18 protein-coding genes are annotated in these 23,526 nt (G+C 65.4%); 10 read left to right on the forward strand and 8 right to left on the reverse strand.

The annotated features are described in order from the left end of the window. The first annotated feature begins 3 nt into the window (after positions 1–3). The 10 genes from IVB54_RS25875 to IVB54_RS25920 all read left to right on the forward strand — a co-directional run bounded on the left by IVB54_RS25875 (position 4) and on the right by IVB54_RS25920 (position 12,283). A complete protein-coding gene (locus tag IVB54_RS25875) occupies positions 4–429 on the forward strand; it encodes a CBS domain-containing protein (RefSeq protein ID WP_018458573.1) in 426 nt (141 codons plus the stop codon). 103 nt (positions 430–532) lie between these two features. Further along, the gene (locus IVB54_RS25880; RefSeq protein ID WP_018458572.1) at positions 533–1,552 is read left to right on the forward strand and encodes a 2-dehydropantoate 2-reductase; all 1,020 of its coding nucleotides are present in this window, start codon (positions 533–535) and stop codon (positions 1,550–1,552) included. Further along, positions 1,552–2,337 (forward strand): fumarylacetoacetate hydrolase family protein, encoded by a 786-nt coding sequence (locus IVB54_RS25885; protein ID WP_204510720.1) that lies wholly within the window; start codon positions 1,552–1,554, stop codon positions 2,335–2,337. Before IVB54_RS25880 ends, IVB54_RS25885 begins: the two co-directional genes overlap by 1 nt. Positions 2,338–2,611: 274 nt before the next feature. Further along, complete coding sequence (locus IVB54_RS25890; protein WP_018458570.1) at positions 2,612–4,018, forward strand: hypothetical protein; 1,407 nt, start codon at positions 2,612–2,614, stop codon at positions 4,016–4,018. A 183-nt stretch (positions 4,019–4,201) separates the two neighbouring features. Then, a complete protein-coding gene (locus IVB54_RS25895; protein WP_007608336.1) occupies positions 4,202–4,402 on the forward strand; it encodes a hypothetical protein in 201 nt (66 codons plus the stop codon). Between the two features lie 70 nt (positions 4,403–4,472). After that, a complete protein-coding gene (locus IVB54_RS25900) occupies positions 4,473–5,120 on the forward strand; it encodes a hypothetical protein (RefSeq protein ID WP_085352311.1) in 648 nt (215 codons plus the stop codon). A gap of 1,027 nt (positions 5,121–6,147) precedes the next feature. Then, positions 6,148–7,143, forward strand: a complete 996-nt coding sequence (locus IVB54_RS25905) for a nitronate monooxygenase family protein (RefSeq protein WP_018458568.1) — start codon at positions 6,148–6,150, stop codon at positions 7,141–7,143. Positions 7,144–7,168: 25 nt separating this feature from the next. Continuing rightward, the gene (locus IVB54_RS25910; protein WP_018458567.1) at positions 7,169–8,137 is read left to right on the forward strand and encodes a zinc-binding dehydrogenase; all 969 of its coding nucleotides are present in this window, start codon (positions 7,169–7,171) and stop codon (positions 8,135–8,137) included. 214 nt (positions 8,138–8,351) lie between these two features. Beyond that, positions 8,352–9,725, forward strand: coding sequence for a cation-efflux pump (locus IVB54_RS25915; RefSeq protein WP_085362399.1), 1,374 nt, complete (start codon positions 8,352–8,354; stop codon positions 9,723–9,725). Between the two features lie 227 nt (positions 9,726–9,952). Next, positions 9,953–12,283, forward strand: coding sequence for a PAS domain-containing sensor histidine kinase (locus IVB54_RS25920; protein ID WP_018458565.1), 2,331 nt, complete (start codon positions 9,953–9,955; stop codon positions 12,281–12,283). A 3-nt stretch (positions 12,284–12,286) separates the two neighbouring features. Here the strand turns inward: IVB54_RS25920 and IVB54_RS25925 are convergent, their stop codons facing one another. The 8 genes from IVB54_RS25925 to ccmE form a co-directional block, all read right to left on the reverse strand. After that, a complete protein-coding gene (locus IVB54_RS25925) occupies positions 12,287–13,180 on the reverse strand; it encodes a LysR family transcriptional regulator (protein ID WP_018458564.1) in 894 nt (297 codons plus the stop codon). A gap of 152 nt (positions 13,181–13,332) precedes the next feature. Beyond that, entirely contained in the window at positions 13,333–16,323 is a 2,991-nt protein-coding gene (locus tag IVB54_RS25930) for a bifunctional [glutamine synthetase] adenylyltransferase/[glutamine synthetase]-adenylyl-L-tyrosine phosphorylase (RefSeq protein ID WP_247300167.1), read from the reverse strand. Beyond that, entirely contained in the window at positions 16,320–17,774 is a 1,455-nt protein-coding gene (locus IVB54_RS25935) for an ATP-binding protein (RefSeq protein WP_018458562.1), read from the reverse strand. Before IVB54_RS25935 ends, IVB54_RS25930 begins: the two co-directional genes overlap by 4 nt. Further along, positions 17,758–18,438, reverse strand: a complete 681-nt coding sequence (locus tag IVB54_RS25940; protein ID WP_035969420.1) for a response regulator transcription factor — start codon at positions 18,436–18,438, stop codon at positions 17,758–17,760. Before IVB54_RS25940 ends, IVB54_RS25935 begins: the two co-directional genes overlap by 17 nt. A gap of 283 nt (positions 18,439–18,721) precedes the next feature. Beyond that, positions 18,722–20,305, reverse strand: a complete 1,584-nt coding sequence (locus IVB54_RS25945; RefSeq protein WP_018458561.1) for a Do family serine endopeptidase — start codon at positions 20,303–20,305, stop codon at positions 18,722–18,724. 232 nt (positions 20,306–20,537) lie between these two features. Further along, positions 20,538–21,020: a cytochrome c-type biogenesis protein gene (locus tag IVB54_RS25950; protein ID WP_026233610.1), complete on the reverse strand. Its 483-nt coding sequence runs from the start codon at positions 21,018–21,020 to the stop codon at positions 20,538–20,540. Positions 21,021–21,024: 4 nt separating this feature from the next. Continuing rightward, entirely contained in the window at positions 21,025–23,007 is a 1,983-nt protein-coding gene (locus IVB54_RS25955; protein ID WP_018458559.1) for a heme lyase CcmF/NrfE family subunit, read from the reverse strand. After that, positions 23,004–23,513, reverse strand: a complete 510-nt coding sequence (gene ccmE / locus IVB54_RS25960) for a cytochrome c maturation protein CcmE (protein ID WP_026233609.1) — start codon at positions 23,511–23,513, stop codon at positions 23,004–23,006. Before ccmE ends, IVB54_RS25955 begins: the two co-directional genes overlap by 4 nt. Between the last annotated feature and the right edge of the window lie 13 nt (positions 23,514–23,526).

The raw sequence follows: 23,526 nt of genomic DNA on the forward strand, positions 1-23,526 counted from the left end.
GCAATGCTGGTCGGAGACATTCTGCGCAAGAAGACACCGCGCGTTGTCACGGTGCGAATGAACGAAACGGTGGGTATCGCCGCCAAGCTGATGCGCGCCAACAATATCAGCGCACTTGTGGTGAAGGACGTGGTCCGCTCCGAGGGTAACACCGCGGTCGGCATGTTCACCGAGCGCGACGTCGTGCGCGCCGTCGCCGAGCACGGCGCCAATGCCGTCAACGTCAAGGTTTCGCAGCTCGTCTCGGTGCAGCAGCTCGTATCCTGCACCTCAAACGACACGATCGAGCACGTCCGCCATCTGATGAACCGGAATCACATCCGGCACCTGCCTGTCATCGACGATTACAGCCTCGTCTCGGTCATCAGCATGCGTGACATCGCCTCCTTCGTGGACGAAGCGATCAACGGCACGCCGCAAGCAGCTTAAAGCGTCTCACTTCCCCTGCGACTACCGTCCCCGGCTCGGACCTTCCGAGCCGGACCGGATCTTTCGTCCCGAAATCCGGCTTCCGCTGCTTCGCGAGGATTCCATGAAGATCTGCATCTACGGCGCCGGCGCAATCGGCGGATATCTCGGGGTTCAGCTCGCGCGCGCGGGCGCCGACGTCAGCCTCGTCGCACGCGGCGCGCACCTTGCCGCGATGCGCGAGCGCGGCCTGACGTTGCTCGCGGGCGAGGAGAAGCACACCGTGCATCCGCGCTGCACCGACGATCCCGCCGAGCTCGGTGTGCAGGACTACATCATCATCACGCTGAAGGCGCACTCGATCACCGGCGTGATCGAGACAATGCAGCCGCTGCTCGGACCCCACACCCGCATCGTCACCGCCGTCAACGGCATCCCCTATTGGTACTTCTACAAGCACGGCGGCCAATACGAGAATTCGACGCTGGAGAGCATCGACCCCGGCGGACGGCAGTGGCGCGAAATTGGCGCCGAGCGCGCCATCGGTTGCATCGTCTATCCCGCCACCGAGATCGAGGCGCCCGGCGTGATCCGTCACGTCTACGGCAACAACTTTCCGCTCGGCGAGCCCTCCGGCGAGATCACCCCGGACGTGCAACGCCTCGCCGATCTCTTCGTCGCAGCCGGGCTGAAGGCGCCGGTGCTCGACCGCATCCGCGACGAGATCTGGCTCAAGCTGTGGGGCAATGTCTGCTTCAACCCGATCAGCGCACTCACCCATGCAACGCTCGACGTGATCTGCACCGATCCGGCCACTCGCGCGCTGTCGCGCGCGATCATGATGGAGACGCAAGGCATCGCCGAAACGTTCGGCGTCAAATTCCGCGTCGACGTCGAGCGCCGCATCGAAGGTGCGCGCAAGGTCGGCGCGCACAAGACCTCGATGCTCCAGGATCTCGAGCGCGGCCGCCCGATGGAGATCGACCCGCTCGTCACCGTCGTGCAGGAGATGGGCCGCCTCACCGGCGTCGCCACCCCCGCCCTCGATTCAGTGCTGGCGATGGTGACCCAGCGCGCCCGCATTGCCGGTCTCTACGACGGCATCCCGACCCCATCGGATCCGCGCGCACTGGCGGTGGCGTGATGGCTGGCGAGATCAAACAATGGCTCCGCTTCCGGAATAGCGGTGCGACCGGCTTCGGCACGCTAACGTCGTCGGGTATCAGCGTCCATGAGGGCGAGATGTTTGGCCGCCATGCAGCCACCGGCAAGACGCTGGCGCTGTCGGAGGTCGAACTGCTCGCGCCCTGCGTGCCCAGCAAGATCGTCGCGCTCTGGAACAATTTTCATGCACTCGCGGCCAGGCTCAACCAGCCCGAGCCACCGGAGCCGCTCTACCTCCTGAAGGCCACCACCAGCATTACGACGCCAGGCGCGGTGATCCGCCGTCCCTCTTATTACGATGGCAAGACCACGTATGAAGGCGAGCTCGGCATCGTCATCGGCAAGACCTGTGCCCGGGTGTCGCCGGCGGAAGCGGACAGCTTCATCTTCGGCTACACCTGCGTCAACGACATCACCGCCAACGACATCCTGACCAGCGACCCGACCTTCCCGCAATGGGCACGGGCCAAAGGCATCGACGATTACGGCCCGTTCGGCCCCGTCATCGCGACCGGTCTCGATCCGGTCAGGCTGGTGGTCCGCACCATCCTCAACGGTGCGGAGCGACAGAACTATCCGATATCGGACATGATCTTCACCGCGCAGGAGCTGGTCAGCAGGATCTCCCACGACATGACCCTGCTCCCCGGCGACCTCATTGCCGTCGGCACCTCGGTCGGCGTCGGCGTGATGAAAGAGCCGGTGAACATTGTGACCGTCGCGATCGACGGCATCGGCGAGCTGACCAACGAGTTTCGGCTGTAGCTTCTCTCTCCGTCATGGCCGGGCTTGTCCCGGCCATCCACGTTCTGTTGGCGCGGAGGCGCGTGGATGCCTGGGACAAGCCCGGGCATGACCAGCGCCCTGAACGTCTGCCCCCAACACGGGAAACGCGCCTCTCCCCCTCCACCGATCGGCTGACGCATTCAGCCGTGGATCGTGAGGCCGGACCTATCCAGCAAGCTCCCGCCGCCCTTGATCTCGGTTCCGCTCTCCAATAGCAATTATGGCGATAATGTGCCGGCGTGAGGAAGTCACGATGTGGCTGTTTTTCCTGGTTGCCTGGTTTGTTCTGCTCACTGCCATCGCGATCTTCGCCCAGCAGGCGCTCGGTTACGATGTCGGCCACCTGCCTGCCTGGTTCGGAGGCCTGCCCGTCCCGCAGCGTGTTGCGACCGGCGCGATCCTGGCCTTGGCGTTGGCACTGATCGGCGCCTCCGCCTGGCGGCTCTCGCGCCAGGACCGGCGCCTCGACACATTGCGCGACCGCCTCAAGAAGACCCGCGAGGACGTGGTCGTCGCCCACGCCCTGCAGAACCACCTCGACGCCACCGTCCAGCACCTGATCGAGAGCGATCCCCGGGAGGCCGTTTCCGCCCTGCACGACAAGCTGGGCGAGACCGAGCAGCGCGCCCTGCTGCAGCGGGGCCGCAACGAATCCACCGACATGCACGACCAGCTCGCCGAAATCCGCCGCCGCCAGCAGGAATTGCGCGATATGGTCGGCAAGATCGCCGAGCAGCGCCGCGCGGTCGAGCCGGTTTTCACTGAGATCCGCGACCGCCAGAACCAGCTCGAACGCTCGCTGCACGACCTCGAGACCGACGACCGCAAGAACAACCTCGCCGACCGGCTCAAGGACATCGCGGGCGACGTATCGACGCTGCTGTCCCGGGTCGGCGCGGTCCAGGACACCTTTGCGACCCTGAACCAGTACAAGGACGATCTAGCGAAGTCCCACGCTGAGCTGGTGCCGCTGCGCGCGTCGGACGCTGGCCTCAATGCGTTGATCGGCGAGCTGAGCCTCAGCCATGAGCGCCTCGCCAAGAGCGTCGACGAGCTCGAAACCGGCGGCGAAGCACCGCTCGGCGCCCGCGTCGAGACGCTGTCGAAGAACAAGATCGAGATCGAGCAGCGCCTGGCCCGCATCGACGACAGCTTCCACATCCTGAAAGGCATCGGGCTCGACTTCGAAGAGCTCGGCGAGCGCCGGGCCCAGCTCGAACGCTCGCTCGCCCGTGTCGAGATCGACGCCGAGGGCAAGACGCTTGCCGACCGCCAGAATGCGTTGAACGATTTTGTTCTCCAGTCGCGCCAGCGCCTCGGTGCGTTACAGGAAACGCTGGCGACGCTGAACGCCTTCAAGACAGAGCTGTCGAAGTCGCAGGCTGACCTCGTCCCGCTGAAGGCGCCCGTGTTCGGAATCGAGGCCATGATCGCGGACGTCGGCACGACGCACGACCTCCTCGCCAAAACCGTCGGCGAGATCGAGGCAAACGGCGACGTCACCCTCGCCTCGCGCGTCGACGCGCTGACCAAGAGCAAACGCGAGGTCGAAGACCGCCTCGCCCGCATCTTCGACAGTTTCAACGCGCTCGACGGTTTGCGAAAAGACATCGGCGGCATCTTCTCGACGATCAGGAACAGCCTGAACGGGATCGGGTGAGGCCGAGTCGCGTAGGCTGGGCAGAGCGCGCCGAAACATCCAGACACATCACATCTCCGCGCGGCCGGCAGATGCCGCCAACATGTCGCGCCGATGCCGCACTGTGGACGCATTCGGCCGCCCTTCTGTGAGGCGTGTCTGGGGGCACGGCGGTGCCGTGTTTGGACCAAACCTTCTAGGGGTATGACTGTGAAGAAGATTGTATTTGTCGTGGGTGCTACGCTTGCTCTGGTAACGGTCGCGAATGCCGCGGATCTGCCGCGCCGGCAGCCCGTTCCCGTCTATTCGGAGCAGGCGCCGATCGGCAAGATGCCGATTGGCAAGAGCCCGGTTGGAAAGGCCCCGATCGGCAAGGCGCCCGGCCCCGTCGCAGCGCGCTACTGACGCGTTAGCGAAATACCCGCAGAAGCAAGCGTAGACTCTGCGTGAGTGGCCGACAGTCGAGGGGCACAGCGTGACGAACAAACCTGATCGATCGGGACCCTGCATCCTTGCGGGATTCGCGCTCGCGGCCATGCTCGCGTGTACGACACCTTCGGCCTCGGCCCACGAAGCGAACAAGCGCGTTGCTGACGCAAACGCGCTTGCCACGACCGACACCGTATCACGGCCGGCGCCATCGACCCGGCGCCCGGTCGCGCGCGCGGAAAAAGGTCCGTACTACGTCGATTTCCGCGCCCGCACGGCGGCGAGCTGGGGCCACGCCTTCGTCTGGTACGGCAAGACCAGCGAGCGCGCCGTCGAAGTGGCAGGGCTCACGCCCGCCGGCGACACCTGGGCCTATGTGCTTGGTCACCTCACCTGGGTGCCGGCGGAGACCGGCGCGAGCTACGGCGATCTCGACCCGGAGTATCTGACCGCGAACTACCGCGTATATCTGAACGAAGCCGACGCCAAGCGCGTGTTTGCCTATATCAAGAAATTGCAGGCGAGCTCGCCGGTCTGGAACGCCGAGACCACCAATTGCACCGGCTTCATCGGCGACATCGCCGAGTACATGGGATTGAAGGTCCCCTACCGCTGGCAGCGCCCCGAAAACTTCGTCAACAGCCTCAAGGAAATGAACGGCGGCCGCCAGATGGTGCGGCTGTCGACGGAATAGCCCGGCAGGGTTCGCCCGTCGGGCAAAACAGCCGCACAAATTTCGCGCGCCGCCTGTCAATCCCCGTCTGCCAAAATATTCCACTTTACCGAAATTCGGATTTGGCGCACCTACGACACACCCTGACCCGGGACAAGGGGCGGATCGCGATCGTCACGGACCGCGGGTGGGGCAGCGATGGACGCGACGGCGTCGGGCGCGGCGAGCCTTGCAGGGCGGGAAACCGTGAGCACAGGCTTTCGCGCCTACGACACGGCGCCGACAGCGTCTTCGCATGGCTTCGGGTGCGAGCACACGCCAGCTCCCGAAGACCCAGCGAGGACGTGCGCGGACGGCGAAGTCGTGTGGTCCTGACGCCCGGGGTCTGTGCGTCAAGTCCTGTGGTGATGCGTGCTGCCCGACCGGGCGCTTGCATCAGCCATCTGCGGGGCGACGGGGGCAATAGTGCATCGCTCCCCGGGGAGAGCACGAAGTAAGCCGTAAACCACCGCGCAGGGAAGGCCGGGCGATTGGCTGACCTGTGGTCCACCCCGTGTGCATTCTTCTGGCGCACGGACTTGCGGGTGCCAGCCGGCGCCCGGCCTTCCCTGCGCCCTTGTCACGACGAGGGCGATGCGATCAGGCAAAGCTCGGGCGAAATGCGCCGCGAGGATGCGAAGATGCGTCTGCTGTTTGCAAGTCGGATCGAGATTGATCGGAAGATTGTGCGTCCGTGCCCCGGACGCAGCGCAGCATCCCCCGGCAGAGCGAAGCATCGTCCGGTTCGACGGTGCGCTGCAGAGCCGGCGCCCATCTTTCAGAGCGCTCGCTGGGCATGGGTCGCGGCTCTGCGCGGCAACGCGAAGAGGCGTTGCAGCGCGTCCGGGACACGAGCCCGCGTCAATTATCCGCCTCACGGAATCCCCCCACTCCCCGCATGATCGCCCCGCCTCCACCGCACGCCCTCGCAATAGACTTTTCCCGACCCGGGCGGCATCCTGCCGGCATCGACCGATAAAAGAGCGCCACGCAAGCGGGGAAACAGATCATGCTGCAGACACGGTTCACCAAGCTCGTCGGAGTCGAGCACCCGATCGTCCAGGGCGGCATGCAGTGGGTCGGGCGCGCCGAGCTGGTCGCCGCCGTCGCCAATGCCGGCGCGCTCGGCTTCATCACGGCGCTGACCCAGCCGACACCGGAGGACCTCAGGAAGGAGATCGCCCGCTGCCGCGATCTCACCGACAAGCCGTTTGGCGTCAACCTCACCATCCTGCCCGCAATCAAGCCGCCGCCTTATGCCGAATATCGCGCCGCCATCATCGAGAGCGGCATCAAGGTGGTCGAAACCGCCGGCAACAAGCCGCAGGAGCATGTCGACGAGTTCAAGAAGCACGGCGTCAAGGTCGTGCACAAATGCACTAGCGTCCGTCACGGGCTCTCGGCCGAGCGCATGGGCGTCGACGCCATCTCGATCGACGGGTTCGAATGCGCCGGCCATCCCGGCGAGGACGACACCCCCGGCCTGATCCTAATCCCGGCCGCCGCCAACAAGATCAAGATCCCGATGATCGCCTCCGGCGGCTTTGCCGACGCCCGCGGCCTCGTCGCCGCACTGGCGCTCGGCGCCGAAGGCATCAACATGGGCACCCGCTTCATGGCGACCAAAGAGAGCCCCATTCATCAGCTCATCAAGGAGAAGATCGTGGCCAATGACGAGCGCGAAACCGAGCTGATCTTCCGCACCATGCGCAACACCTCCCGCGTCGCCAGGAACGAGATCTCGACCAAGGTCGTAGCGATGGAGAAGGAAGGCGCCAAGTTCGAGGACATCCGCGAACTCGTCGCGGGCGCCCGCGGCAAGATGGTCTACGCGACCGGCAACTCGGACGAAGGCATCTGGTCGGCGGGCCAGGTCCAGGGCCTGATCCAGGACATCCCGACCTGCGCGGAACTGATCTCCCGCATCGTGCGCGAAGCGGAGGCCATCATCCGCAGCCGGCTCGAAGGCATGATCGTTCATCCGACAGCGCAGGCTGCTGAATAATCACTGCAAGAAGCGAGAGCAATTCATGAAGGCTTATGTCTACGGCCCTGGTGGCGCTACGATTTCCGACGTCGCTCAACCAAAGCCTGAAGGCACGCAGGTGCTGGTCCGGGTCCGCGCCTGTGGCCTCAATCGCGCCGACACCGGCATGCGCAAGGGCCACGCCCATGGCGCGGCCGGCGGCGCCGGCACCGTGCTCGGCATGGAATGGGCCGGCGAGGTCGCCGCGCTCGGACCGGATGCCAAGGGCCTCAAGGTCGGCGACCGCATCATGGGCTCGGGCGGCGCGGCGTTTGCCGAATACACGCTGGCCGATCACGGCCGGCTTTTCCACGCGCCCTCGAACATGAACTTCGAGGAAGCCGCCACCCTGCCCGTCGCACTCGCGACCATGCACAACGCCGTCGTCACCATCGGCGGCGTGCAGCCCGGGCAAGCCGTGCTGATCCAGGGCGCAAGCTCCGGCGTCGGCCTGATGGCGATGCAGATTGCGAAGCTCAAGGGCGCCAGGCTCGTGATCGGCTCCTCGACCGATGCTTATCGCCGCAGCCGGCTGAAGGAGTATGGCGCCGATCTTGCGGTCGACTCCTCTGACCCCTCATGGGTCGACGAGGTGCTGAAGGCGACGAACGGCGAAGGTGTCGACCTCATCGTCGACCAGGTCTCGGGCAAGGTCGCGAACCAGAACCTCGCGGCGACCAAGGTCAAGGGTTGCATCGTCAATGTCGGCCGGCTCGGCGGCACCCATGCCGATTTCAACTTCGACCTGCACGCGGCCCGCCGCATCGATTATGTCGGCGTCACCTTCCGCACCCGCACCGTCGCGGAGGTCCGTGAGATTTTTGAGGAGGTCCGCAAGGACATCTGGGGCGCCGTCGAGTCGCGAAAGCTGCAGCTGCCGATCGACAAGGTGTTTGCCTTCGACGACATCGACAAGGCCTTCGAGCACATGGAGGCCAACAAGCACCTGGGGAAGATCGTCGTGACGGTGTAGTGGCCGCGACGACCAGAGAGAGCGGCAGCGCACCAGTCTCTCCACTCGTCATGGCCGGGCTTGTCCCGGCCGTCCACGTCTTTGTCGCTCCGAAGAACGTGGATGCCCGGGACAAGTCCGGGCACGACGGAGTTCACCCGCTCCTGCAACTCACTAGCGTCTACGCCTGTGGATCGTCGCTTGATGTTCACCCGCGGCCTGCTAAATCCCCGCCATGAGCTCCCAACACAACAAGACCTCAGTCGCAGCGATCTCGATATTCGCCAGCGGCGGCATGGCGGCGGCCAAGTTCGCGGTCGGGATCGCGATCGGCTCGCTGGCGCTAATCTCCGAGGCGCTGCATTCGTCGATCGACCTGGTCGCCACCATCATCACCTGGGCGGTGGTGCGGGTGTCCGACAAGCCGGCGGACGAAGAGCATCATTACGGCCACGGCAAGCTCGAAAGTGTCTCGGCACTGGGCGTCACCGCCCTGCTCTACGTGCTCGCCGGTGGAATCCTGGTCCAGTCCTACAGCCATCTCCGAGAGGGAGTTGCGCCGCCGACGATCTCCGCCGTCCCTTTCGTCGTGCTGGTGATCGACATCGCCGTCAATTTCTGGCGCGCCCGTGCCCTGCACCGTGCCGCACGGGAGACCAGGAGCCAGGCGCTCGCCGCCGATGCGCTGCATTTCGCCTCCGACGTGATGGGCTCGTTCGCCGTGATCGTGGGCCTGATCCTCGCCGGCCTCGGCTTCTGGTGGGGCGACGCGGCTGCCGCCGCCGCAGTGGCCGTGATGATCGCCCTGCTCGGCCTGCGCATGGCCGGCTCGACCGTGCAGACGCTGGTGGACCGCGCTCCGGAAGGCGCGCATGAGACGGCCACGGCCGCGATCCGCAGCGTGCCGGGCGTGATCGACATCGAGCGGCTCCGCGTGCGCATGGTCGGTGCCACCACGTTTATCGACACGATCGCAAAGGTGCCGCGGACCTACCCCATCGACCGGGTCGAGGACATCAAGCGCAACGCGCAAGCAGCCGTCGAGACGGCCTTCGGCGATACCGACCTCACCTTCACCGCAGTCCCCGTGGCGCGCGACAACGAGACCGTGCGCGACCGCATCATGGTCATCGCCCACAATTCGGGCCTCGCCATCCACCACGTCACCGTGCACGATCTCGGCGCCAAGCTGATCGTCAGCATCGACCTCGAGGTCGACGGGGGGATGCAGCTCTACGCCGCCCATGACGTCGCCAACACGCTGGAACGCAACATCCAGGAAGAGTTCGGCGCAGATGTCGAGGTCGACGTCCACATCGAGCCGCTGGAACCGGAACTGCCGTTCGGGGTCGATGCCGAACCGGAACGGGTGCGGGCCATCGCCGCAGCCTTGACGGAATATGCCGCCAGCGGCGAGATCCACGACATCCATAATGTTCGCGTCCGCAACACCGACGCCGGCGAGATCGTGAATTTCCACTGCCGCGCCGAGCCGTCGATGAGCGTGATCAAGGTGCACGAGCATGTCGATGCGATCGAGCGCGCGTTGCGGCGCGCGTTCCCGAGCGTGAAGCGCGTCATCAGTCACGCCGAACCGCCGCGCGCGTGACAGAGAATGTGCGAGGAGTCACACGTTCTCGTTTCGGACTCGCCGCGCACGTAAGTTTGCGGACGCACGACGCACAAACTGCGCGTTGGATAAGAATAAATTCGCGTTAACGATTCGTTGACTCTCGACAGCCCGCGAAATCTGGATTCAAATCGACCATGATTCGGAAGCGATGTGGGGCTGCTTCCGAAGTCCAGTTGCAAGCAGGTTTCCAGGGGGCTTTAGGCATGTCGCGTGCAGACGCCGCGAACGCGTGCGTCCAATCCGATTCGATCAAAGGATTGGCGCAATCGATCGCGAAACCTGCCTATCATCGGCTCCTGATAGCGGAGCCTGCGCTGCGCCGCGCCGTGCCGACGCTCATCATCGCATTCCTGATCACGATCTGCCTCGGCGCGTTCGTGCAGGTCGTCGACCAGACGCGCCAGAAGCGGCTGGTGATCCGCCACGACATCTCGGCGCTCGCCGACCTGCTCGCCGAGCGTATCGACCGCCTCACCTCCGGGCGACAGGAGCGGCTGAAGAACATCGAGAGCCTCCCGGCGTTGCTGCCCGACCTCATTCCAACCTGGGGCACCGCCTCGGGCCGCCACGTCATCGTCACCTCGGCTGGAATCGACCGCCGCATCCTCGCTCGCATCCCGATCGACAGCGATCCCTCGGGCAACGACCGCCTGCTCGACGCAATCACGACGGCGCAACTGCTGGCGGCACCGCCGCGCGACGACAACATCTCCGATATGACGCTGCCGAACGGCAACGCCGCAATGGCGACCGCGCGGCAGATCAAATCGTTGCCCGGCTTCGTGACCGTGATCCAGGAGCGCAACGAGCCGATCTGGGGCTCGGACGCCGCGCTATCGGTGACGCTGTCGGCCACCACCGGCTTCGTGGTCCTGATCCTCGGCTTCGCCTTCCACTGGCAGTCCACCCGTGCCCGCGAGGGCGACCTGATCAACGACGCCGTGCGCGGCCGGATCGACACCGCGCTCAACCGCGGCCGCTGCGGGCTGTGGGACTGGGACCTGTCGCGCGGCCGCATCTTCTGGTCGCAGTCAATGTTTTCAATGCTCGGCCTCGACGGCCGCAACGAGCTCCTCACCTTCGGCGAGGTCAACGCGCTGGTGAAGTCCGACGACATCGACCTGTTCGAGATCGCCGACCAGCTCATCTCCGAGAAGATCGACCACATCGACCAGACCTTCCGCATGCAGCATGTCGACGGCCACTGGATCTGGCTCCGCGTCCGCTGCGAGAAGACCAGCGGCGCGACCGATTCCAGCGTTCACCTGATCGGGATCGCGGTCGACATCACCGAGCAGAAGAGCCTCGCCGAGCGGACCGTGGAAGCCGATTTGCGCCTGCGCGACGCGATCGAGACCATTCCCGAAGCCTTCGTCCTGTGGGACGCCAGCGACCGCTTGGTGCTCTGCAATTCGCACTTCCAGCGCCTGCACAAGCTGCCCGACAGCGCCGTCATCCCCGGCACCTCCTACGAGACCGTGCTGGAGGTCGGCCGCATGCCGGAGGTTCGCACCCGGCACAACGAGACTGCGAGCCAGGGCCCCGGTGCGCGGACCTTCGAGGCGCAGCTCGACGACGGCAGCTGGCTGCACATCAGCGAGCGCCGCACCAAGGACGGCGGCTACGTCTCGGTCGGCACCGACATCACCCGCATCAAGGAGCACGAGCAGAAGCTGGTCGACAACGATCTACGCCTGCGCGCCACCGTCATCGACCTTAAGCGCTCGCAGGCAGCCCTGGAGCGCCAGGCGGGCGAACTCGCCGATCTCGCCGAGAAATACCAGCGCGAGAAGACCCGCGCCGAGGAAGCCAACCAGACCAAGTCGAAATTCCTCGCCAATATGAGCCACGAGCTGCGCACGCCGCTGAACGCGATCATCGGCTTTTCCGAAATCATGGGCTCGGGCATGTTCGGCGAGCTCGGCTCGGAGAAGTACCAGGAATACTGCCACGACATCCTGACCAGCGGGCATTACCTGCTCGAAGTCATCAACGACATCCTCGACATGTCCAAGATCGAGGCCGGCCGCATGAAGCTCGACATGGAAGAGCTCGACCTGGCGCAGACGCTGGCGGAATCCCTGCGGGTCGTCACCGGCCGCGCGCAGGACAAGCACCTGACGCTCGACGCCGACATCGCAAAGTCCATCTCCGTCGTCGCCGACCGTCGCGCCACCAAGCAGATCATCGTCAATTTGCTCTCCAACGCCGTGAAGTTCACGCCCGACGGCGGACGCATCGTGGTGCGCAGCCGGCAGCTCGACGACAGGATCGTGCTGATGATCGCCGACACCGGCATCGGCATCGCGCCGCATTCGCTGGCGCGGCTCGGCCGCCCCTTCGAGCAAGTCGAGAGCCAGCTCACCAAGACCTATCACGGCTCGGGACTGGGGTTGGCGATCGCCCGCTCGCTGGCGCAGCTTCATGGCGGCTCGATGCGGCTGCGCTCCAAACTCGAGGTCGGCACCGTCGTGCGCGTCACCCTGCCCCGCAACGCGATCAAGTCGGCGTCCGGAATATCGGCCGCGGCCTGAATTCTACGATTGCAGCGACGGCGCGACTTCTCGCGCGACATTGACCAGCGCCGCGATCAGCGGCGTCATCGGATCACGCTGCGGGATCACCATGCCGATGCTGTAATTGACATCGGGATCGATGATCGGGATCGAGCGCACCGTATCGGACAGGCCGAGCGTCTCGGCGAGCTTGGCCGGCATCACGCTGGCCCAGCGCCCCGTCTTCACATGCGTGAACAGCACCAGCAGCGAATTCGAGGTCAAGGTCGGCGTCGCCTCGGCGCCGACCGAACGTAACGCGCGGTCGATGATGCGGCGGTTCTGCATGTCGGGCGTCAGCAGGCACAGCGGCACCTGTCCGACCTCCCGCCACGTCACCGTCTCGCGATCACCGAACATTCCATCCGGCGCGGTGAGCAGACGATAGCTCTCGCTGTAGAGCGGAATGGTGCGCACCTTGCCGATCGGCTCGTTCTCGATATAGGTCAGGCCTGCATCCACCTCGAGATTCTCGAGCAACCCCAGCACCTCGGATGAGGTGGTGGACTGGATGCGGAAACGCACCTCGGGATGCCTGGCGCGGAACGGCGTCGTCAGCGCAGCGACCATACCGAGCACGGTCGGGATTGCCGCAATTCGGATCTCGCCGGAGAGCTGATGCTTCAGCCCGTTGATCTCGTCACGCATCGCGCGGGCATCGCCCACGATCCGCCGCGCCCAATCCAGCGCCCGCTCGCCTTCCGGCGTAAAACCCTGGAAGCGGGAGCCGCGCTGGACCAACATCACGCCGAGGATCTCCTCGAGCTGCTTCAGCCCGGTCGACATCGTCGGTTGCGTCACGCCGCACATTTCGGCGGCCCGGCCGAAATGCCGTTCCTTCGCCAGCGCCAGCAATAGTTCAAGCTTGTCGAGCAACCGTTCGTTCCCTCGGATCGTATGGTGGCATGCAAGCTAGCATGCCCTACCCCTTGCGACACGCAAAAACCGCCACGAATGCCTAGCGCTGCATCCAGCGCGTCGCCGCGACGCCCGCGGCGCGGGCTTGGAGCCGAACGTGCGGGAGGCGCTCACCTCGCTGAAGCCGACGACGACGTCCCTTCCAGCAGCGCCCTGAAGACACGGCGCACCTCGCTCTGCGTCTCCTTCACGCGCGCCTCCAGCGAGGAGAAATGCGGCGCATCGCCGGCGCGTGCCATCACGCGCAGAAGGTCGGTGCCGGCGGTCTCCGGCTTGAACCGGTCGCTGACGCAGAGCCGCAGGATCTGCGTCAGGTCGTGATACAGCCGCGCCGCGGCCCGCAATATCTCGGTCTCCGATTGCGCCAGCACGCCCAGCCTGCATGCATTTTCCAGCACCTGCATGGTGCCGGCGTCGAGAATCTCCGGCTTCTCGTGCGCATGCACGAGCTGGAGATATTGCGCGATGAAATCGATGTCGACCATGCCGCCGGCGGCATATTTGAGATCCCAGCAATCGGCCTCGCCCTTCTCCTGGGCGATCGCGCGCCGCATGTCGGCAACATCGTTGGCGATGATTCCGGGATCGCGGCGGCGGGTCAGGACATCGCGGATGACGCGCTCGATCCGTTCCCGGAATTCGGGCGAAGCGGACACGACGCGCGCGCGCGTCAGCGCCATGTGCTCCCAGGTCCAGGCCTCGTTGGCCTGGTAGTCCGCGAACGAGACGAGGCTCGAGGCCACAGGGCCGGCACGCCCCGAGGGGCGCAGCCGCATGTCGATCTCGTAGAGCACTCCGTAATTGGTGCGCGTCGTGAACGCGCTGATCAGGCGTTGGGTGAAACGCGCGAAGTAATGTGCACCTTGCAGCGACTTCGCACCGTCGGAGTCCGGACTGTCGCCGTCGAAATCGTAAAGCAGGATCAGGTCGAGATCGGACGACGCGGTCATCTCGCGGCTGCCGAGCCGGCCCATCGCGATGATCGCGGTCTCCTGCCCCTTGATCCGGCCATGCTGGGCGGCGAAGCGGTCGGCGACGAGGCCATGCACGGTATGGACGATGCCCTCGGCGACGTCAGCAAAGGCCGTGCTCGCTTGCTGCGCCGAGACCGTGCCCGAGAGAATGCGCGTGCCGATCAGGAACAGGCTCTCCTGCCCGAACAGGCGCAGGCGGTCGAGGAACTCTTCGTAAGAGCCGGCATCCTGCACCGTGCTCGCAAGCCGCCCCGACAATTCCTGCCTGTCGGGCATGGCACCGAAGAAGCGCGGATCGATCAGGCCGTCCATGAGCTGCGGCTGCCGCGCCAGCATCTCGCCGAGTCGGGGCGCCGCGCCCAGCACCAGGGCGACCAGTGCGACGAGATCGCGGTTCTGCCCGAGCAGCGTGATCAGCCGGCCGCCGCGCTGAAGCGCTCCAAGGAAATGGTCGAACGCCACGACGGCCCGATCCGGCTCCTCGGCATGAGCGAGACCGTCGATGAGAGCCGGCACGAATTCGACGAATGCGTTGCGCGTCGCTTCGACGCGGAACACGCGGTACTCGCCGGTGATCCAGTCACGCACGGTCTGCGCGACGGCGGCAGGCTTCTTGAAGCCGAGCGTGGCCAGATACTGAAGCAGCCGCGGATCGTCGGGACCCGCACTGTAGTCGAGCGCCGGCAGCTTGGCCGTGCCGGTCGGATCGTCGCCTTCGAACAGTTTTTCGTAGTGGCCCTGGACGATCTCGAGCTGCCGCAGAAGGTCGCGGGCAAAGGCCTCGCGATCCGGATAGCCGAAGAACCAGGCGAAACGCTCGACCGCCTCCTTGTCCTCGGGCAGCGTGTGGGTCTGCTCGTCTGCGATCATCTGGAGGCGATGCTCGACCCGGCGCAGGAATTGGTAGGCCGTGGTCAGCTCGTCACGCGCCGAAACCGTGATCCAGTTGCTGGAAGCAAGCACGCCGAGCGCGGCGAGCGTCGGCCGCACACGCAGTTCGGGATGTCGCCCCCCGGCGATCAATTGCTGGGTCTGGGCGAAGAACTCGATCTCGCGGATTCCGCCGCGCCCGACCTTCACGTTATGCCCTTCGACCGCAACCTCGCTCTGGCCGCGATAGGTCTGCATCTGCCGCTTCATGTCGTGAACGTCGGCAAGCGCGGCAAAGTCGAGATGCTTGCGCCAGACGAAGGGCGCGATCTCCGCGAGTAGCGCCGCGCCCGCCCTGGGATCGCCGGCGCAGACTCGCGCCTTGATCATCGCGGCGCGCTCCCAGGTACGCCCTTCCCGCTCATAATAGTTCAGCGCGGCATCGCGCGAAATCGCCACCTGCGTCGAGGATGGATCGGGACGCAGGCGCAGATCGACGCGGAAGACGTAGCCGTCATAAGTGCGCTGCTGGAGAATGCGTGCCATCCCCTGCGTCACCCTCACGAAGAACGGCTGGGGTTCGATATCCGCGGCAAGCGTCGTATTGTCGGGATCGAAGAACACGATGAGATCGATGTCGCTGGAATAGTTCAGCTCGCCTGCGCCCATCTTGCCCATCGCAAGCACGATCAGCCCGCAGCCCTCCTCCGGCGCCTCGGGATTGGGCGGCGAGAGCTTGCCGCGCGCGGCTTCCTGCCGCAGGAGGTATTGAAGCGCCGCCCGCACCGAGGCCACCGCGAGATCGGTGAGCGCTGCGGTCACCCGCATCACCGGCCAGACCCCGCCGATGTCGCACAGTGCGATCAGGAGCGCGGCCTCCGCCTTCATGCGGCGAAGCAGCCGCATCACCTCGGCTTCATCGGATGCCGCGAGCACGGCGCCGTTCGCCTCCGCGATCAGCGTGGCGAGATGCGCATCCGGATCGCATTCCAGCAGCCGGATCAGGCGCTGCGGATCAGCGCGCAGCAGCTCAAACAGATAAGGCGAGAATTCCGCGATGCCGGCCAGGATGTCCCGCGCGAAGCGGTGAGCCAGCAGCGTTTCAAGACGGGTGAATTGCGCTGGCTCGAGCTCGGCCAGCCAGCTTTCAAAACGTCCTTGGTCGGTGACGGAAGCGGCAATATGGGGAGCCTCCGCGAAGCGTGCGGCAAGTCTCTCACCATGCTTGTCCGCGTTTCCCGGCGCGGAGTGGTTCATGCCACCTTCTGTGGCACATCCGGCATTGGCGGAGCAACCCTGTCGCCCGCGCGCGCCGGCAGCACCAGCGTGGCGACAAGACCGGGCTGGGCGTCACCCAACCTTAACTCACCGCCATGCAATGTCGCGACCGCGGAGGCGAGACTGAGACCGAGGCCGGATCCAGGCAGCGTGCGGCTCGCTTCCAGCCGCACGAATCGTTCCACCACATGCTTGCGGTCGCCTTCGGGGATTCCGGGACCGCGATCGGTGACGCTGAGCAGCACCTGATCGCCCTCGCGCCTCGATTCGATCGTGATCTGCCTGCCCTCCATGCTGACCACGGTTCCCGCGGATTGCGCGACCGGCTTGCCGTATTTGATCGCATTCTCGACAAGATTGGCGAGGGCCTGGCTGATCAATTCGCGGTTGGCGTGAACCGGGGTCGGCTCGCACCTGACCTTCAAAGTCATGCCGTCGTCTTCGGCCAGCGGCTCGTAGAGTTCGTGAATGCCGTTGGCGACATCGGCCGCGTCGAAATCATCCATGTTGCCGCGCGCCTGCCCGGACTCGGCGCGCGCGATCATCAGAAGCGCGTTGAAGGTACGGATCAGCCCGTCGGATTCCTCGATGGTCCGTTCCAGCGCGGCGCGGTAATCGGCCTCGCCGCCGGATTTCGCCAGCGCCTCCTCGGCGCGGTTGCGAAGTCGCGTCAGCGGCGTCTTGAGATCGTGGGCGATGTTGTCGGAGACCTCCTTCAGCCCCGCCATCAGCGCCTCGATCCGCTCCAGCATGGCGTTGAGATTTTCGGCGAGGCGGTCGAGCTCGTCGCCACTGCGCCCTACCGGCAGGCGTTCGCTGAGATCGCCGGTCATGATCCGATGGGCGGTGCCGCTCATCGCATCAATGCGCCTCAAAACCCTGCGCGCCACAAAGATGCCGCCGCCCAGGCCGAGCACAACGACGATCAGGATCGACCATTGCGCGGCCTTCGCCACGATGCCGAACAGCCGTCGCCGCTCGGCCAGATCGCGTCCGATCAGAAGCCGGAAGCCGTTTTCCAGTTCGGTGACGCGGACGAGCGCAAGGTGGTCGCGATCGTCGGTGTCCTCGATACGCCGGTAGGCGGTCTCGGACCAGCCGCGCTTCGCCATCACGCCGGGCGCCAGCGAGCCGACATTGCCGGCGATCGCCTGCCCGGTCGGCGTCGTCACGAGATAGAGGTTGGCACCCGGACGCAGCGCCCGGTACTCGATCGCGAGCACGAGAGCGCGCAAGCCGCGGCGGCCGTAGATCTCGCTGATCTCCGAGGTCTCGGCATTGACCGTCTGCGTGATCTCCTCGGTGATCAGCCGCCGCGTATTCCAGGCGAAATAGGCCAGCAGCGAGGCCGCGAACATCGCGAACAACAGCAAATAGACCAGCGTCAGCCGGAATGCCGTGGTGCGGACGAGTTTACCGAATGCCGTCACGGATCATGTATCCCGCGCCGCGGATCGTGTGCAGCAGCGGCCGCTCAAAACCCTTGTCGATCTTGGAGCGCAGCCGCGAAATGTGCACGTCGATGACGTTGGTCTGCGGATCGAAATGATAGTCCCAGACGTTCTCCAGCAGCATGGTGCGGGTCACCACCTGGCCCGCATGCTTCATGAGGTATTCGAGCAGGCGGAATTCGCGCGGCTGGAGCGTCAGCTCGTCCTTGCCGCGCGCGACGCGATGGGAGAGCCGGTCGAGCTCGAGATCGCCGACGCGGTACAGCGTGTCCTCGGCCGGACCGCCGCGGCGGCGCGACAGCACCTCGACCCGGGCCAACAGCTCGGCGAAGGAATAGGGTTTCGGCAGATAATCGTCGCCGCCAGCGCGCAGGCCCTTGATGCGGTCGTCGACCTGGCCGAGCGCCGAGAGAATCAGCACTGGCGTCGAATCGTCCTTGTCGCGGAGCGCGCCGATCACCGACAGGCCGTCGCGCTTGGGCAGCATGCGGTCGACCACCAGCACGTCGTAATCGCCGTTCTCGGCCATGGCAAGGCCTTCCTCGCCGTCGGCGGCGTGGTCGGCAATGTGCCCGACCTCACGAAAAGCCTTCACGAGGTAGTCGGCGGATTCGCGGTCGTCTTCGATGATGAGGAGGCGCATCGTGCGTTCGGCAACGGTCAAGGGAGTGAACCTTCTCTAAACATGGCGCGAGCGGCAATCGCATGCAAGCCGAGTGAGAGACTCTGGCATCGAGAAAAAGGCGGGCGGTGAAGCTGGGGGGACTTCACCGCCCTAGGCCTTCCGACGGAGGGGGGCGTATTCCACCGGAAGGTAGATAGGGGAAGCAAACGTTGCGCTGCTCCCCCGAAGGGCGCCGTCGGCGGGGGCGACTGATGCCGGCGACACCCTTCATCTCGGAGGCCTCCTGAGGCCGAGCCCTTGGTTAGCCCTTCGCGATGGGCACGGCGACGAAGCGCGACTGACCGCCGCTCTTCACCCGCATCAGGACGCTGTTCTTGTTGTCAGTCCGCGCCGTGTTGATGGCGTCGCGAACTTCGCCGGCGGTGCTCACGCTCTTGCCGCCGACTTCGAGAATCACGTCACCTTCCTTGAAGCCGCGTTCGGCTGCGGCGCTCTTCGGATCGACTTCGGTGACCACGACGCCTTCCTTGCCGGCGCCGGCCACGGAATCGGCGGGCGCGACGGTCATGCCGAGCTTGGGCACGTCGGTGCCGCGGCTCGCGCCCTTGCCGCTGTCCTTGTCGATGTCGGCCTTTGCTTCGATCGTGTTCGGCAGCTGGCCGAGGGTGAGGTTCACCACCTTGTCCTGGCCCTTGTGCAGCACGTTGAGCTTCACGGTCGCGCCGGGCGCCAGGCCGCCAATGGTGCGGGCGAGCTCGCGCGCGTCCTTGACCGATTCGCCGTTGACCGACGTGATCACGTCACCGGACTCGATGCCGGCCTTGGCCGCCGGACCATTCGCCTGCGGCTCCGCAACCAGCGCACCTTCGGCCTTCTTCATGCCGAGGCTGTCTGCGATGTCGGGTGTCACCGGCTGGATCTGCACGCCGATCCAGCCGCGGCTGACCGAGCCCTTGTCCTTGAGCTGCGCCACCACGCTCTTCACGGTGCTGGCGGGGATCGAGAACGCGATGCCGACGCTGCCGCCGGAAGGCGAGTAGATCGCGGTGTTGACGCCCATCACCTCACCATTGGTGTCGAACGCGGGACCGCCGGAATTGCCCTTGTTCACGGGGGCGTCGATCTGGATGAAATCGTCGTAGGGGCCGTTGCCGATGTCGCGGCCGCTGGCCGAAACGATGCCGGCAGTCACGGTGCCGCCGAGGCCGAACGGGTTGCCCACCGCGAGCACCCAGTCGCCGATCCGCGGCTTGCCGTCGGCAAGCTTCGCGAACGGGAAGTTCGAGCTGCCCTCGACCTTGATCAAGGCAAGGTCGGTGCGCTGGTCGGTACCGATCACCTTGGCGGTGTAGGTCTTGCCGTCGTCGGTGGTGACCTCGACCTTGTCGGCGCCGTCGACCACGTGGTTGTTGGTCACGGCAAAGCCATCAGCCGAGATGAAGAAGCCGGAGCCCTGGCCCTGCACGACGCGGCCACGACCGCCACCACCCTTCAGGCCCGGGACGCCATCCGGACCGCCGAAGCGGCGGAAGAACCGCTCCATCGGCGAGCCCGGCTGGAACGGCGAGGAGGAATCATCGCCGTCGTCGTTGCTCGCGGTCTTCTCCTTCATGTTGACCTTCACCGAGATCACCGACGGCTTCACGCGCTCGACAATGTCGGCGAAACCGATCGGGCGTTCGACCTTGCGGACCTCGTTGTTGACCTGCGCAAGCGCCGGGGTCGAGAACAGGTCGGCGGGCGAGGTTGACGTGCCGAAGCCGTAGACGGCGGCGCCGAGGCCGGCGACGACCGAGGCCATCAGCGCGATCTTGCGGGCCGAGAAAACGGGCCGGCGGGGCTGCCGGTAGGACGGAAGGTTCGAGAGGTCGGAACGGTCGGTCATGCAGAGATCTCCAGGGCCTTGAAATCCATTTGGCGCCTGACGGCGGCACCTTACGGACCTGAAGATGGGGGCTGTCGCCTTACCGTGCGCTGGCGGCGGGGTTAAACTTTTGTAATGAACCGGACATGCGGATGCGGCAGTTTATCGCGGCCAAAATTAGTGAACCTGCAGGAACTTAACCAAGTTCCAGGAACCCCCGCGCAGTGCCGGCTTGATGCGCGCAGCAACGTAGCTAGCTGGATTTGGCTTCATCCGCCATCAATGCGGCGAGCCGCGCTTCCTCGTCGGGCGTGAGCGGCGGAGCCGGTAGGTCTGCACCATTTCGCGCGCGCCGGCGGATTTGCAGCCATAGCGCCAGGCTGCCGCCAATCAGCAGCAACGGCGCGAGCAGCCACAGCAGCATGTTCTGGCGCTCGAAGCGCGGCTTGAGCAGCACGAACTCGCCGTAGCGCGCGACCAGGAAATCGAGCACTTGCGAATTGCTGTCGCCGGCCGCGATACGCTCGCGCACCAGGAGCCGCAAATCGCGCGCCAGCGGCGCATCGGAATCGTCGATCGACTGGTTCTGGCAGACCATGCAGCGCAGCTCACGCGACAGATCGCGTGCACGCGACTCCTTCACCGGATCCGACATGATCTCGTCCGGCTGCACGGCATGCGCCGCAGGCAAGGCCAGCAGCATCAGCGCGATGAACGCGACCATCATTCGGCGCATCAGATCACTCCGCCGGCTGCAGGCGCTGCTTGGCACGCGCCGGTTTCGGCGCGCCGACTCGCAGGCGCCGGTCCGACAGCGATAGCACGCCGCCGAACGCCATCAGCACCGGTCCCCACCAGATCAGCAGCACCAGCGGCTTGTGATAGATGCGCACGGCAATGGCGCCTTCGGCAGTGGCGTCGCCGAGCGAGATGTAGAGCTGGCTGGCGCCGCGCGTCAGCAGCGCGGCCTCGGTGGTCGAGGAGCCGCGGGTGGTGAAGCTGCGCTTGGACGGCGTCATCACGCTGAGCATCTCGCCGTCGTGGCTGACGTTGAATTCGGCGATCATCTCGTGGAAGTTCGGTCCCTGGCGCTGAAACAGGCCGTCCAGCTTGACGTCATAGCCGGCGACATGGGCGACGTCGTTCTGCTTCATCGTCGCGATATATTCGCTGTTCCAGGTGGTCTCGCAGACGATTCCGATCAGCGCAACGCCGAGGCCGGCATGCGCAAATACCGAGCCCCAGGCCGAGCGCGGCAGACCGCGGGCACGATGCAGCGTCGTCGCGAACGGCAGCCGGAACAAGCCGGTTCGTTCGGCCAGATCCGTGACGGCGCCGGCAATGACGAAGACGCCAAGTCCGATTGCCAATGGCGCGAGCGCGCTGCCGCCGCGCACCCAGCCCCAGACCATCGCGACGGCGATAAGCCCGGCAACGCCGGCCGCCAGCAGGCGTTGGGTGACGCCTAGCAGATCGCCGCGTTTCCACGCCAGCATCGGCCCGAACGGCACGGCGAGCAGCAATAGCGTGAACAGCGGAGCGAAGGTGAGATTGTAGAACGGCGCGCCGACCGACATCTTGAAATCGGCGAGCATCTCCATCGCCAGCGGATAGAGCGTGCCGAACAGCACCACCGCGCAGGCCACAGTGAGCAGCAGATTGTTCAGCACCAGCGCACCCTCGCGCGAGATCGGTGCAAACAGGCCGCCCTGCTTCAACGACGTCGCGCGCCCCGCGAACAGCGACAGGCTGCCCCCGATGAACAGGCAGAGAATCAGGAGAATGAACACCCCGCGGGTTGGATCGGTCGCGAAGGCATGCACCGAGGTGATGACCCCCGAGCGCACCAGGAAGGTCCCAAGCAGCGATAGCGAGAAGGTCAAGATCGACAAGAGGATGGTCCAGACCTTCAGCGCGTTGCGCTTCTCCATCACCAGAGCCGAATGAAGCAGCGCGGTGCCGGCAAGCCAAGGCATCAGCGAGGCGTTCTCGACCGGGTCCCAGAACCACCAGCCGCCCCAACCCAGTTCGTAATAGGCCCAGTACGAGCCCATGGCGATACCGAGCGTCAGGAAGATCCAGGCGACCAGCGTCCACGGCCGCACCCAACGCGCCCAGGCGGCATCGATCCGCCCCTCCAGCAACGCCGCGATCGCGAAGGAAAACGAAATTGAGAAGCCGACATAGCCGAGATAGAGCATCGGCGGATGCACGGCGAGACCGATGTCCTGAAGCACCGGATTGAGATCGCGTCCCTCGATCGGCGGGTTGGTGATGCGCAGGAACGGGTTGGAGGTCACCAGGATGAAGAGATAGAAGGCGCTGGCGATCCACGCCTGTACGGCCAGCACGTGCGCGCGCAGCGACAGCGGCAGATTGTTGCCGAAGGCCGCGACCAATCCGCCGAACAGCGCGAGGATCGACACCCACAAGAGCATCGAGCCTTCATGGTTTCCCCACACGCCAGTGATCTTGTAGAGCAGCGGCTTCATGGAGTGGGAATTCTCGTAGACGTTGACGACGGAGAAGTCCGACTCCACGTGCAGCATCACAAGCGCGATGAACGACGCACCGACGAACAGAAGCTGCGCCAGCGCAGTGGAGCGCGCCACATTCATCAGCGCGTCATCGCGCAGCCGCGCGCCGATCAGGGGCACGATGGACTGGATCAGTGCCAGTCCGAGCGCCAGCACCAGCGCGTAATGTCCTGACTCCGCGATCACCGAACTGCTCCCTGCGGATTGCCCTGCGCGGTCGTGGCCGCGGGCTTGACGCCGTCGGAAGCTTTGGCGCCGTAATCATCCTTCCAGTGCCCCTGCTTCTTCAGGGCATCGGCGACGTCCTTTGGCATGTAGGTCTCGTCGTGCTTGGCGAGCACGGTGTCGGCCTTGAACACGCCGTCAGCATCGAGCGCGCCTTCGGCGACGACGCCCTGCCCTTCGCGGAACAGATCGGGCAAAATGCCCTTGAAGGCGACCGGAAGCTTTGCGCCGCCGTCGGCGACCTCGAAGGTCACAGCGAGATTGTCGCCGCGCTGGAGCGAGCCGGGCTGCACCAGGCCGCCGAGGCGAAACCGCTTGCCGGGCGCAACGTGCTTCTCGGCGACCATGGTCGGCGTCGAGAAGAACACGATGGAATCGCGCAGAGCGTTGAGCACCAGCGCGGCCGCGAGGGCGAGCACGGCAAGCGAGCCGCCGATGATGGTCATACGTCGCTGCTTGCGCGTCATGGCGTATCCATTC

The organism is Bradyrhizobium sp. CW1, from assembly GCF_023100665.1.
Classification (GTDB): Bacteria; Pseudomonadota; Alphaproteobacteria; order Rhizobiales; family Xanthobacteraceae; genus Bradyrhizobium; species Bradyrhizobium canariense_D.

What these genes read in the sequence shown, in the direction of transcription:
- IVB54_RS25875 (WP_018458573.1), top strand. Translation starts at nt 4, where the DNA reads ATGCTGGTCGGAGACATTCTGCGCAAGAAGACACCGCGCGTTGTCACG.
- IVB54_RS25880 (WP_018458572.1), top strand. Translation starts at nt 533, where the DNA reads ATGAAGATCTGCATCTACGGCGCCGGCGCAATCGGCGGATATCTCGGG.
- IVB54_RS25885 (WP_204510720.1), top strand. Translation starts at nt 1,552, where the DNA reads ATGGCTGGCGAGATCAAACAATGGCTCCGCTTCCGGAATAGCGGTGCG.
- IVB54_RS25890 (WP_018458570.1), top strand. Translation starts at nt 2,612, where the DNA reads ATGTGGCTGTTTTTCCTGGTTGCCTGGTTTGTTCTGCTCACTGCCATC.
- IVB54_RS25895 (WP_007608336.1), top strand. Translation starts at nt 4,202, where the DNA reads ATGACTGTGAAGAAGATTGTATTTGTCGTGGGTGCTACGCTTGCTCTG.
- IVB54_RS25905 (WP_018458568.1), top strand. Translation starts at nt 6,148, where the DNA reads ATGCTGCAGACACGGTTCACCAAGCTCGTCGGAGTCGAGCACCCGATC.
- IVB54_RS25910 (WP_018458567.1), top strand. Translation starts at nt 7,169, where the DNA reads ATGAAGGCTTATGTCTACGGCCCTGGTGGCGCTACGATTTCCGACGTC.
- IVB54_RS25915 (WP_085362399.1), top strand. Translation starts at nt 8,352, where the DNA reads ATGAGCTCCCAACACAACAAGACCTCAGTCGCAGCGATCTCGATATTC.
- IVB54_RS25920 (WP_018458565.1), top strand. Translation starts at nt 9,953, where the DNA reads ATGTCGCGTGCAGACGCCGCGAACGCGTGCGTCCAATCCGATTCGATC.
- IVB54_RS25930 (WP_247300167.1), bottom strand. Translation starts at nt 16,323, where the DNA reads ATGAACCACTCCGCGCCGGGAAACGCGGACAAGCATGGTGAGAGACTT.
- IVB54_RS25940 (WP_035969420.1), bottom strand. Translation starts at nt 18,438, where the DNA reads ATGCGCCTCCTCATCATCGAAGACGACCGCGAATCCGCCGACTACCTC.
- IVB54_RS25945 (WP_018458561.1), bottom strand. Translation starts at nt 20,305, where the DNA reads ATGACCGACCGTTCCGACCTCTCGAACCTTCCGTCCTACCGGCAGCCC.
- IVB54_RS25950 (WP_026233610.1), bottom strand. Translation starts at nt 21,020, where the DNA reads ATGCGCCGAATGATGGTCGCGTTCATCGCGCTGATGCTGCTGGCCTTG.
- ccmE (WP_026233609.1), bottom strand. Translation starts at nt 23,513, where the DNA reads ATGACGCGCAAGCAGCGACGTATGACCATCATCGGCGGCTCGCTTGCC.